Origin of the sequence: Aeromonas sp. A04 (genome assembly GCF_047780465.1) — a bacterium.
Lineage (GTDB): Bacteria > Pseudomonadota > Gammaproteobacteria > Enterobacterales > Aeromonadaceae > Aeromonas > Aeromonas bestiarum.
The window spans coordinates 20,868-32,474 of sequence record NZ_JBLNHP010000003.1; the positions used below are offsets into that span (position 1 = coordinate 20,868).

An 11,607-nucleotide genomic window follows, 5' to 3' on the forward strand; every position below is an offset into this window, starting at 1 on the left:
ACCCATCCATCAAATGAATAGGATGGATTGTCCCATAAGCATGGCAAATGATCCCACCATGAAATTGCACCAGCTCGACCTCAATCTGCTGCTCGCCTTTGACGCCCTGATGACGCAAGGCAGCGTCACCCGCGCCGCCGAGACGCTCTTTATCAGCCAGCCCGCCATGAGCCACGCCCTAGGTCGGCTGCGCACCTTCTTTGGCGACCCGCTGCTGGTGCGCACCCCGCAGGGAATGCTGCCGACCCCGCGCGCCCAGCGGCTGCATCTTGGCGTGCAGCAGGCGCTACGACTGCTGGAGCAACAGCTCTCCGACGAGGAGGTATTCGAGCCTAGCCAGTCGAAGCGCCGCTTCGTGCTCTGCACCACGGATTATGTGGAGTGCGTGCTGATCCCGCCGCTCATTCAGCGTCTCAAGGGGCTGGCACCCGGGGTCACCATAGAGATCCGCATACTGCGCGATACCCTGCCCGAAGCCGAGCTGGCGAGCGGCGAAATCGATCTGGTGCTGGGCTTTGACGAATACATGCAGGTGCCTGGGTATCTGGGCAAGGAGACCTGGCTCACCGAGCCGCTGGCCGGGCTGGTGCGCGCCGATCTGCCCATCGCCAAATCGGCGACCACCGGGACCGAGAGCGATCCCTCCCAATGGCAGGAGCGCATCACGCTTGAGCAGCTGATCGAGATGCCCCATGTGTTCCACTCTCCGCTCGGCACCTCGGAGGCGAGCCTGGATCGCTATCTGAAGACGCTGGGCTTTAGTCGCACCATCTCGGTCAACAGTCAGAGCTATATGTCCGCTGCCGCCATCGTCAGCCAGAGCGACCACCTGCTGGTGCTGCCCAGCATGGTGGCCGAACTGCTCGCCAGCCACTGGCCGCTGAAAAGCCTGCCACTGCCTGCGGATGTGCCCGACTATCACCTCAACTGCGTCTGGCACCCGGTGCATGCGCAACAACCGGCTCTGGTGTGGTTAAAAGGGCTGATGAAGGAGTTGGTTGGCCCGAGGTAAGCCCGCTGCGTCTGGCATCTCACGTACCATGCCCGGCAGCCCGCATTGGTATGGCTAAAAGGGCTGATGAAGGAGCTGGTTGGCCCGAGGTAAGCTCTCTCGAGCCCCTCTCTTCCGCTGTAAATGACCTCCCCCTCATCCCCAACCCTTCTCCCGCAAGGGGAGAAGGGAGCTGATCCTGCGCCACTGGCAACATGGCTGACAACCTGTCTGTCGGGGCGAAGTATATCGATCCCACAAGCACATCGACCTATCGACTCATTAGTTCATCAGTTCATTGTCACAACACGCCATGATGGCCCCGAGATGACCAACAAAATGACAACTGTCACTCGATCTGTCCCCTCTCCCTCTGGGAGAGGGCCAGGGTGAGGGGAAGGAACCCACTCAGCCACCAGACGAGGGAATGGCTATATCTAATAGGGTCAAATAGCACTGGATATGCGCCATGAAGACCCATCCCTTTGCCAAACGCATGAGGCGAGAAGCCACCCTTGCCGAACAGAAGCTGTGGCAGCAATTGCGCAACCGCCGTCTGGCAGGGGTGAAATTCCGTCGCCAGATGCCCATCGGGCCCTACATTGTCGATTTCATCTCTCTTGAGCAGAAGCTGATCATCGAGGTAGATGGGTCGCAGCACAACGAACCGGCAGGGCGGCATCATGATGAAACAAGAACGGCCTACCTCAATGAGCAGGGCTTTCAGGTGATCAGGGTGTGGAATAACGATGTATTGAGTCGGATGGAGGCCGTACTGGGACTTCTTTTGCTCTCATTGCGCTGAGCAGAGACTGCCCCTCATCCCCAACCCTTCTCCCGTGAGGGGAGAAGGGAGCAAACAACCCAGCTGCGTGTAACATCCCCAGAAACAACAGTGGCTCCCGCGGGAGCCACTGTTGTTTCTCTGCCTGTCATCATGCCCGCAGGGCCGTCATCAGCTGGGTGACGACCCCATCGAGCAGGGCGCGGTCGGGGCGGCACTGGGCGAAGGTGACCAGACCCTGGATGTTGATGAGCAGGAAGGCGGTCAGGGTCGGGATGTCGCGGTCGGCCATCAGCTCGCCGCGCTGCTGGGCGAGACTCAGGATCTGCGCCAGATCGGCATCCAGCTCGGCATAGATGGCCTTGAGCCGCAGGTGCAGCTCTTCGTCCTGCTCCGCCAGCTCCATCAGGGTGCGCGTCACCAGACAGGTGCCGCACAGGGCATCGTTCACTATCTGGCTGAGGTAGGCCTGCACCCCCGCCAGCGGGCTCTGGCCGGCAAAGAAGCCACGACGCAACGCGCTTTTCTCCTGCACATAGTGATCGACCGCCGCCAGCAGCAGGCCGCGTTTGTTGCCAAACGCCGCGTAGAGGCTGCCCGGATGCAACCCGGTCGCCGCCACCAGCTCCTGCATGGTGGTCTTGGCGTAACCCTTGGCCCGAAATGCCTCCATGGCATTTCGCAAGACGTCGTCCCGGTTGAACTCGGCGCTGCGCATGGTTTCTCCGTTGAAAAAGCGATCACCGGCGCAGAGCCGATGAGGGGGAACAAAAAGGGCGGCAAGTTTACCCCAGCGGGCAGTCAAGACCAACCCATGTTGAATGCTCGTTCAAAAAAGACTTGCACACAAAACAAAAAACGTCTTGAATGCACGTTCAAGAATCACTCCCTCAGGACAGACGATCATGAATACCCTGTTTCAGCCCTATCGCCTCAACGACACCCTCACCCTCGCGAATCGCTTCATGATGGCACCGCTTACCCGTTGCATGGCCGGCCCGGGCCTGGTGCCCACCGAGCAGATGGCCGCCTATTACGCCCGTCGTGCCGACATCGGCCTCATCATTTCCGAAGCCACCATCATTCGTCCGGACGGCCAGGGCTATCCCAACACCCCAGGGATCTACAGCCCGGAGCAGATCGCAGGCTGGAAAAACGTCACCAGCGCCGTGCACGCCAATGGCGGCAAGATCTTCGCCCAGCTGTGGCACGTGGGTCGCCTCTCCCACCCCTTCTTCCACCATGGCGAGGTGCTGGCACCGTCTGCCGTCGCCCATGAAGGCACGGTACCGCGCATGCGCGAGCTGGTCTATCAGGTCCCCCGTCCCCTGACAGTGGCCGAGATAGGCCAGCTGGCCGAGGATTACGCCCAGGCCGCAGCCAACGCCATAGAGGCGGGCTTCGACGGAGTGGAGATCCACGGCGCCAACGGCTACCTCATCGATCAGTTCCTGCACCACTCGAGCAACCTGCGCAGCGATCAGTACGGTGGCAGCCCGCAGAACATGAGCCGCTTCGCACTGGAAGTGGTGGATGCGGTCAACGCCCGCATCGGATCCGAGCGGGTTGGCCTGCGCCTCTCCCCCGGTGCCTATGTGCACCTTGAGGGTGACCAGCGGGATCGCGCCGTGTTCGACCATCTGCTGAGCGAACTGAACCGGCGCGCCCTGGCCTATGTGCATCTGGGCATCTTCGATGACAGCCTCACCTTCGACTATCTGGATGGCCGCGCCTCCGACTACCTGCGCGCCCATTACGACGGTCATCTGGTGGGGGTGGGCAACTACAGCGCCGACACAGCCCTGGATGCCATCAAGGCCAACCGCTTCGACCTCGTCGCCATCGGCCGCCCGCTGATCGCCAACCCGGACTACATCGCCAGGGTGCAGAAGGGCGAGACGCTGGTTCCCTATGCCGATGCCATGCTGGCCGATCTGGTGTAAGCACCCCGGTTTATGACCAACCAAGGATGGGATCCGCGCCTCCGGGCGCGGGTTTCCAATGTTTGGGCCCCTTACGGGCCCTTTTTTATGTCCGTCCTCTCCTTGCCCGCCTCCTGCTCCACCATTCAAGCCTCATAAAAAGGTTGCTAGTGACAACTTGTTGACTATATTGGTTGTTGACGACAACCAAATAGGAAGCCCTGATATGGATCCCCGTCCCCTGCGCGCCCTGTCGCGCGATCTGGTTCGCGAACTCGGCATGCTCTCCCAGCAGTGCGGCGAACTGGCGCTCACCCCGCTAGAAGCCCATCTGCTGATCGAGCTGGAGAACGGCCCCGCCACCAACCAGCAGCTGGCAGAGCGGCTGCGCATCGACAAATCCAACGCCAGCCGTCCGCTGGCGCGGCTCGCCGAGCGCGAACTCATCAGCTGGCACCCCCACCCGTCCGATGGCCGCAGCAAGGAGGCGCGCCTCACCATCGCCGGCCAGGCCCAGCTGCTGGATCTGCATCAGGAGATGGACAACGCCATGGAAGAGACCCTGGCCCAGCTCACTCTGAGCGAGCGCGAGCAGCTGTGGGCCGGCCTGCGTCTCTACCGCAGCGCCCTCTCCCGCGCCCGCCGTCAGCAGGGCTACCGCATCCGTCCCATCACAGCCGCCGACAACCCCCATATCGCTGCCGTGGTGCGCGCCGTCTCCGCCGAATACGGCCTCACCGCCGACAAGGGCTATGGCGTGGCCGACCCCAACCTGGATCGGTTGCACGAAACCTACCAAGGGGAGAAGAGCCGCTACTGGGTGATCGAGGGGCCCGATGGCACCATCCTCGGTGGCGGCGGCATAGCGCCGCTGGCGGGGGAAGAGGATCGGGTCTGCGAGCTGCAAAAGATGTACTTCATGCCCTCCCTGCGCGGGCTGGGACTGGGGCGGCGACTGGTGTTGCAGGCGCTGGACGAGGCGAGAATCCTGGGTTACCAGCGCTGCTATCTGGAAACCACCGAGGTGTTGCGCGAGGCGACCACGCTCTACGCGTCGCTGGGTTTCGAGCACCTGCCGGGGCCGCTCGGCTGCACCGGCCACGATGCCTGCGAGATCTGCATGGTGCTGGCGCTTGGCACCGGCGATGGCCAGACGATCGCCTGAGACATGGGGTCGAGGATGAGAAAAGGGCGGCACTGGTGCCGCCCTTTTCTTCTGCTTAAAGCTGAGCGGCGGGCGGCACGAAGCGCAGCGCCACCCCGAGCCGGTTCCAGCTGTTGATGGTGGCCACAGTCACCGACAGCTGCACTATCTCGGCTTCGCTGAAGTGCTCGCGCAGCTCCCCATAAAGCGCATCGGGCACCCCGGCCTCGGGCAAACGGGTCAGGCACTCGGTCCAGGCCAGGGCCGCCCGCTCAGATGCAGTGAAGACGGTGGCATCGCGCCAGGCAGCCAGCTGATCCAGCCTGGCCTGCCCCACTCCGCTGCGACGGGCGATATTGAGATGATATTGCAGGCAGAAGCTGCAGCCGTTGAGCTGGGAGGCGCGCAGCTTCACCAGCTCGCTCAGCTCCTTGTCGAGGCCGGCGTCGTCCACCGCCTTGCCGGCGGCGATCAAGGCATCGTGGGCTGCTGGCAGCAGCTGGCGAAAGTGGGGGTAATCGATGCGGGTGCTCATTCTGGTGTTCTCCTTCGTCATGGCTTAATATCAGGACACGAACAATATATCAGCCCCCTGACATGATAGACAAGCCCCTTGTTGAGACTGGATTGAAACCAGAGACTCCCACCCCCGGCGAAGGCAAGCGTGGCGAGGCGGGCCACCTCGGCTATCTGCTGCGCCAGGCCGCCGCCGCCCAGCGCCTGCGCATGGAGCGGGCACTGGCGGACTTGCCCGTCACGGCCCCCCAGTTTACCCTGCTGACCATGCTGGATGCCTACCCCGGCAGCTCCAACGCCGAGCTCGCCCGGCTGACCCTGCTCACCCCCCAGACGATAAGCCCCATGGTGACCAGCCTGGAGCGCAGCGGCCTGCTGGCCCGCACCCCTCACGCGGTCCATGGCCGCATCCAGCAGCTCAGCCTCAGTCCCGCCGGGGCTGAACTGCTGGCGCAGGCCAAGGCCAGGGTCGCCCTGCTGGAGCAGGCGCTGGCGGCCCCCCTCGATGAAACCGAGCTGCGGCTGGTCAAACGCTGGCTGGCGAGCCTCGCCAGCGGCATGGAGGACGAGACCTGACGCCATCCAGGCCGGTCTCCAGCTGGCCCATCCACCCATCCGATCCTTGATCGCCATGCAAAAAAAGACCCCGCCTGGGCGGGGTCTTTTTTTATCTTGTCTGCCTATCTGGCAAGCGCTTATCAGTGCTCGCGAGTCTGACGGAAGTGAACGTCCGGGTGACGCTCCTGAGACAGACGCAGGTTGACCATGGTCGGGGCTATGTAGGTGAGGTTGTCACCGCCATCCAGCGCCAGGTTCAGTTCGTTCTTGCGCTTGAACTCCTCGAACTTCTTGACGTCGGTCCCTTCCACCCAGCGGGCGGTGGAGACGTTGACCGCCTCGTACAGCGCCTCGACGTTGTACTCGCTCTTCAGACGCGAAACCACAACATCGAACTGCAGCACACCGACGGCGCCGACGATGAGATCGTTGCTGATAAGCGGACGGAACACCTGCACGGCGCCCTCTTCGGAGAGCTGCACCAGCCCCTTGAGCAGCTGCTTCTGCTTGAGCGGATCGCGCAGGCGGATGCGGCGGAACAGCTCGGGGGCGAAGTTCGGGATGCCGGTGAACTTGAGATCCTCACCCTGGGTGAAGGTGTCGCCTATCTGTATGGTGCCGTGGTTGTGCAGACCTATGATATCGCCAGCGACGGCCTCGATGGCCTGCTCCCGATCACCGGCCATGAAGGTGACGGCGTCTGAGATGTTCACGTCCTTGCCGATGCGCACATGGCGCATCTTCATGCCCTTGCTGTAAGTGCCGGACACCACGCGCATGAAGGCGATACGGTCGCGGTGTTTCGGATCCATGTTCGCCTGGATCTTGAACACGAAGCCGGAGAATTTCTCCTCGGTCGCCTCGACCAGACGGCTCTCGGCCTTGCGCGGCATGGGCGCCGGCGCCCAGTCGGTCAGGCCATCCAGCATGTGGTCGACGCCGAAGTTGCCGAGCGCGGTACCGAAGAAGACAGGGGTCATCTCGCCGGCGATGAAGGCCTCGTGATCGAACTCGGGAGAGGCGCCCTGCACCAGCTCCAGTTCACCGCGCAGCTGGGCCGCCAGATCCTCGCCGATGGCGGCGTCCAGATCCGGGTTGTGCAGGCCCTTGACCACCCGCTTCTCCTGGATGGTGTGGCCCTGACCTGTCTGGTACAGATAGACCTCATCCTTGTAGAGGTGATAGACACCCTTGAAGGATTTGCCACAGCCGATGGGCCAGGTGATGGGGGCGCACATGATCTTCAGCTCGCGCTCCACCTCGTCCATGACTTCCATGGGATCGCGCACTTCACGGTCCAGCTTGTTCATGAAGGTGAGTATGGGGGTATCCCGCAGACGGGTGACTTCCATCAGCTTGCGGGTTCTGTCTTCAACACCCTTGGCGGCGTCGATGACCATCAGGCAACAGTCGACCGCGGTGAGGGTACGGTAGGTATCTTCGGAGAAGTCCTCGTGACCCGGGGTATCGAGCAGGTTGACCAGGCAGTTGGCATAGGGGAACTGCATCACAGAGGTGGTGATGGAGATACCGCGCTGCTTCTCCATCTCCATCCAGTCGGATTTGGCATGCTGGCCTGAGCCACGGCCCTTGACGGTACCGGCGCGCTGAATGGCCTGTCCGAACAGCAGGACTTTTTCGGTGATGGTGGTTTTACCCGCATCCGGGTGCGAGATGATCGCAAAAGTGCGTCTCTTGGAGACTTCACTCAGAAATTCAGCTGACATAATTCAACGTTCTTCTATTGAGCGATGGCCTTGGCCACCGTGGGAATAAATCCGGGATGCCGCATTCGACTCACGGCACATTTGCATGTATGCGGCCTCGGGTCCGCCGGCATACACAGGACTGCATGCAACTAACGCCACACGGGCCGGCACCGAGGCCAACCGGGTGGGACAGGGGAAGCGGGTTGCATTACATGGGTCTTCTCGCCTGAGTCAAAGCAAAATTGCGCGACATTATACCCGCGCGAGTGAAAAATACCCAGCCCGGCTTAGGGCCGTTCGCGAAGGACGCCGGAGCGCCCTACTCGGCCCGCATCACCCGATTGCGGCCGGCCTGCTTGGCCCTGTACATGGCCTCGTCGGCTCGCTGGATCAGATCCCCCAGGCTGTCGTCGAGAGGGCTGTATTGGGCACAGCCTATGCTGACGTGCACCGGATGCCCCTCCGGCATCCCCTCGATGCGCAGCTGGGAGACCCGATGGCGGATCCGCTCCGCCACCTCGACCGCCTCCGCCATGCAGGTGTCGGGCAACAGCACCAGAAACTCCTCGCCGCCGTTGCGCCCCACCCTGTCCAGGGTGCGCAGCTGGGCGGCTATGCTCCTGGCGACGGCCGCCAGCACCTGATCCCCCATGTGGTGGCCCAGCCTGTCATTGACCTGCTTGAAGTGGTCTATGTCCAGGATCAGTACGCACAGGGACTTGCCCTGCTCCCTCGCCTGCTTGAACCAGGCCTGCCCCTGGGCCTGGATCTGGCGGCGGTTGTGGATGCCGGTGAGGTCATCTGTCATGGCGAGCCGACGCAGCTTGCGGGAGCGGTTGAACTGGTACAGCGCCAGCATGCCCATCACCACCAGCAGCAGGATCACCACCAGGTATTGCCATTGCCGCCGCTCCTGCAACTGCTTGAGTTTGGCCTCCTGCAACAATTGCTTGGTCTTGAGGGCCTGGTTCTCCAGCTCCTTGCGGGCCAGATCGAACTCGAAGCGCATCTGCAGGGAGCGCTGCTCCCTGAGCACCAGCTCGAGGGCGTGCCGGGTCTGCACGTACAGCTTGAGGCTGGCCAGGGCCGCATTGACCTGGCCCTGCTGTTCGAGAATGCGGGCCCGCACCTCGTAGACCCGTGCCAGGAAACGCTGGTTCTTCTCCCTGGCGAAGATGGGTTCGGCGTGCGTCAGGTAGTAGAGCGCCTTGGTCGGATGGCCCAGTGCGTCCTCCGCCATGCCCATCACCAGTTGCCAGTGGGCCAGGGTCACGCTGTCGACATCCTCGCGGCTGCGCAGTATGACATCGGCCTGCTGCAGTCTGGCCATGGCCTCGGCCACCTTGCCCTGGTTGATCAGGATGGTGGCCATTTCTATCTGGATCCAGGCCAGCAAGCCCTCCTTGTGTTGCGAACGATAGAGCTGCTCGGCCTGCGCCATCAGCGGCAAGGCGCGGTTGAACTCCCCCATCTCGGCATAGAGCAGCCCCTGCTGGGAGCGAATGTCCACCAGCCGCTCCTGATCCCCCAGGGTGCTGTAGTCGCGCTCCAGCTCCTGAAAGTAGCCTTCGGCCCGTGCATAGAGCCCCATGCGCCGGTAGGCGTTGGCGATCTGGGACAACACCTCCCGCGCCTTGCCATCCTGCCCCAGCGCCTCGAAGCGCTTGTGTGCCTCGATGAGCTCCATCAGCCCCTCGGCCAACTCCCCCTGATAGGCTTTCATGTCGCCACGGTAGCTGAGGATGTCGGCCTCCTGCACCCTATCCCCCAGCCTGCGCGCCAGCACCAGCGCCTGCTCGTAATCGGCCCCGGCCTGCTCCATGTTGCCCAGCATCTGCTGGTGAAAACCGCGACAGGTGAGCAGGCCGCTCTCGGTGATCCTGTCCTTGCGCTCACGGGCGAGGGCCAGCTCCTGGTCGGCAAAGGCCACCACGGCGCGATATTCGCTGTCCCGCTCGGCAGACATGGCCCAGCACTGCAGCCGGACTATGCGGCCCTGCACCTCGGGCGGGTAAGCGGCGCGGCTCGCCACCAGGGCGGCGATGCGCAAGCGGAACATGCGGTCTGGCTGGAATCCCTCCTCCAGCAGTTGCAACTCTCGGGACAGTTGCGGCTCGACGAGCGGCACCCTGGCCGCCCAGGCGGGGGCACCGCACAGGCAGGTCAGCAGGATCAAGGTCATGATGCGTTTCATGCCGGTTCGGTTTCCCCATTCGATGGTGCTGGCACTCGGATGCCCCATCATATCTCTCCTTGCCCATGGGCACAGCAACCAGAGTGAGGGAGAGAAAAACCACAGGTTCAGGCTGGCCCTCACACTGGCGTTCTCATCCCCTTTACAGGAGGAAAAGCAGCATCGACTATAGCGACATTCACCACAGGGAAGAGTGCCTTCATGACACACGAGGAGCTGCAGGCCGCCTATGACAGGCTGCTGCAGGAGAATGAGCGGCTGAAGCGGGTGGCCGAGGATGCACGGGAGAAGCTGGAGGCCGCCATGGACGGCACAGGCCTGTGCATCTGGCAGAATCACGTGCCCACCGGCAAGCTCATCATCTTCAACCGGCGCTGGGGCGCCATGCTCGGCTACCAGCCCAAGGAGCTGTCGGCCCACTTCGATGTGTGGCGCGAACACCTGCATCCGGAGGACAGGGAGCGGGTGTTGCAGGCCTTCTTCGATCACCTGAGCGGCAAGAGCCCGTTTTATCAGGCGATGCACCGCATGATCGCCAAGGATGGCAAGATCACCTGGGTGCTGGATCGGGGCCGGGTGGTGGAGTGGGATGAAGAGGGCAAGCCGCTGCGGGTGATGGGCACCCACATCGATATCACCCACGAGAAGGAGTACGAGCAGCAGCTGGCCCAGCTGGCCCACCGGGATCCCCTCACCGGCCTGCTCAACCGCACAGCGCTGCAACGCCAGTTCCCGCAGACGTTCGAGGCCATCTGCTTCATCGATCTCGACGACTTCAAGCAGGTCAACGACAACCTGGGCCACAGGGCCGGAGACGAGCTGCTGATCGCCCTCACCCGGCGACTCAAGGCCTGCTGCGAGGAGGGGGTCAGGATCGGCCGCCTCGGCGGCGACGAGTTCGTGTTGCTGCTGCCCTGGGCCAGCGAGGATCCCCGCACCAGCCACCTGGCCCGCCGCTGCATAGATGCCATCTCGACCCCGTTCGAGCTGCCCAACGGCGACGCCGCCGTAGGGCTGAGCATGGGGATAGCGGCGATCCGGCCACAGGATGACTTCAGCACGGCGCTGGCCCGGGCCGATCAGGCCATGTACAGGGTCAAGCGCAGCGGCAAGCGAGGCTTTTACGTCTCCCAGCCGAGCGGCCAGCCGCTGCTGGATCAGGAGCAGGTGAACGAGCGCGGACTCGGCCACCAGCCCTGTACCTGAACCCGGTCAAATGGGCAGCGGCCCCATCACCTTGACCGCGCGAATGGCGAAGTGGCTGCTGATGTCGTTGACCATGTCCTGGGACTGCAACCGCCGGATCCACTGCTCGTAGGCGGGCAGGTCGGGCACCACCACCTCCAGCAGGTAGTCGTAGTTGCCGGAGACTGTGTGACAGCTGATCACCTCCGCCATGGCTGCCACTGCCTGCTCGAAGGCCTCCACCAGCGGCTCCCTGTGCTGGCTGAGCCGCACGTTGACGAAGATGGTGATGCCAAGGCCGAGCTTCTCCCGCGCCAGCACGGCGCGATACCCCCGTATGTGGCCCTCCCCCTCCAGCCGCTTCAGGCGCCGGGCACAGGGGGAGGCAGACAACCCGACCCGATCCGCCAGCTCCACTGTCGTGAGGCGCCCATCCTGTTGCAGCAGCCGCAGCAGATGTAAATCAATCCTGTCGAGCATCTTGGTGATATCCGGTAAAAATTCATTTTGGATTGGCTGAAACTAGCAATTACACCCGAATTTCTCAAACAGTTTGCCCTGCAACACCCTCCCTCCTGGCGAGATAATGACCCGGGACACGCCA

General features: G+C 62.9%; 11 protein-coding genes. 6 read left to right on the plus strand and 5 right to left on the minus strand.

Features of this window, described 5'->3' with window-relative positions; translation table 11 throughout:
* Positions 1-58: 58 nt before the first annotated feature.
* Complete coding sequence (locus tag ACM3N8_RS11345) at positions 59-1,012, plus strand: LysR family transcriptional regulator (RefSeq protein ID WP_416016138.1); 954 nt, start codon at positions 59-61, stop codon at positions 1,010-1,012.
* 448 nt (positions 1,013-1,460) lie between these two features.
* Positions 1,461-1,796 (plus strand): endonuclease domain-containing protein, encoded by a 336-nt coding sequence (locus tag ACM3N8_RS11350; protein ID WP_290019087.1) that lies wholly within the window; start codon positions 1,461-1,463, stop codon positions 1,794-1,796.
* A gap of 130 nt (positions 1,797-1,926) precedes the next feature.
* Here the strand turns inward: ACM3N8_RS11350 and ACM3N8_RS11355 are convergent, their stop codons facing one another.
* A complete protein-coding gene (locus ACM3N8_RS11355) occupies positions 1,927-2,493 on the minus strand; it encodes a TetR/AcrR family transcriptional regulator (RefSeq protein ID WP_005313321.1) in 567 nt (188 codons plus the stop codon).
* A gap of 187 nt (positions 2,494-2,680) precedes the next feature.
* On the opposite strand from ACM3N8_RS11355, the gene ACM3N8_RS11360 reads away from it, so the two are divergent.
* Together ACM3N8_RS11360 and ACM3N8_RS11365 are read left to right on the plus strand one after the other, a co-directional pair.
* A complete protein-coding gene (locus ACM3N8_RS11360; protein WP_416016139.1) occupies positions 2,681-3,718 on the plus strand; it encodes an alkene reductase in 1,038 nt (345 codons plus the stop codon).
* A 205-nt stretch (positions 3,719-3,923) separates the two neighbouring features.
* Entirely contained in the window at positions 3,924-4,862 is a 939-nt protein-coding gene (locus ACM3N8_RS11365; RefSeq protein WP_416016140.1) for a bifunctional helix-turn-helix transcriptional regulator/GNAT family N-acetyltransferase, read from the plus strand.
* Positions 4,863-4,917: 55 nt separating this feature from the next.
* Here ACM3N8_RS11365 and ACM3N8_RS11370 read toward each other — a convergent pair whose 3' ends face one another.
* Positions 4,918-5,376, minus strand: a complete 459-nt coding sequence (locus ACM3N8_RS11370; RefSeq protein ID WP_098980748.1) for a carboxymuconolactone decarboxylase family protein — start codon at positions 5,374-5,376, stop codon at positions 4,918-4,920.
* Positions 5,377-5,468: 92 nt separating this feature from the next.
* Here ACM3N8_RS11370 and ACM3N8_RS11375 point away from each other — a divergent pair, with 92 nt between their 5' ends.
* Positions 5,469-5,933 carry a MarR family winged helix-turn-helix transcriptional regulator gene (locus ACM3N8_RS11375; protein WP_416016141.1) on the plus strand — a complete coding sequence of 155 codons (465 nt, stop codon included), beginning with the start codon at positions 5,469-5,471 and terminating at the stop codon, positions 5,931-5,933.
* A gap of 122 nt (positions 5,934-6,055) precedes the next feature.
* Here the strand turns inward: ACM3N8_RS11375 and prfC are convergent, their stop codons facing one another.
* Together prfC and ACM3N8_RS11385 are read right to left on the minus strand one after the other, a co-directional pair.
* A complete protein-coding gene (gene prfC / locus ACM3N8_RS11380) occupies positions 6,056-7,642 on the minus strand; it encodes a peptide chain release factor 3 (protein WP_043135503.1) in 1,587 nt (528 codons plus the stop codon).
* 301 nt (positions 7,643-7,943) lie between these two features.
* Positions 7,944-9,806, minus strand: coding sequence for a diguanylate cyclase (locus tag ACM3N8_RS11385; protein ID WP_416016219.1), 1,863 nt, complete (start codon positions 9,804-9,806; stop codon positions 7,944-7,946).
* Positions 9,807-10,019: 213 nt separating this feature from the next.
* Here ACM3N8_RS11385 and ACM3N8_RS11390 point away from each other — a divergent pair, with 213 nt between their 5' ends.
* The gene (locus ACM3N8_RS11390) at positions 10,020-11,024 is read left to right on the plus strand and encodes a sensor domain-containing diguanylate cyclase (RefSeq protein ID WP_098980751.1); all 1,005 of its coding nucleotides are present in this window, start codon (positions 10,020-10,022) and stop codon (positions 11,022-11,024) included.
* Positions 11,025-11,030: 6 nt separating this feature from the next.
* Here the strand turns inward: ACM3N8_RS11390 and ACM3N8_RS11395 are convergent, their stop codons facing one another.
* Positions 11,031-11,483 carry an Lrp/AsnC family transcriptional regulator gene (locus tag ACM3N8_RS11395; protein ID WP_416016142.1) on the minus strand — a complete coding sequence of 151 codons (453 nt, stop codon included), beginning with the start codon at positions 11,481-11,483 and terminating at the stop codon, positions 11,031-11,033.
* Positions 11,484-11,607: the final 124 nt, after the last annotated feature.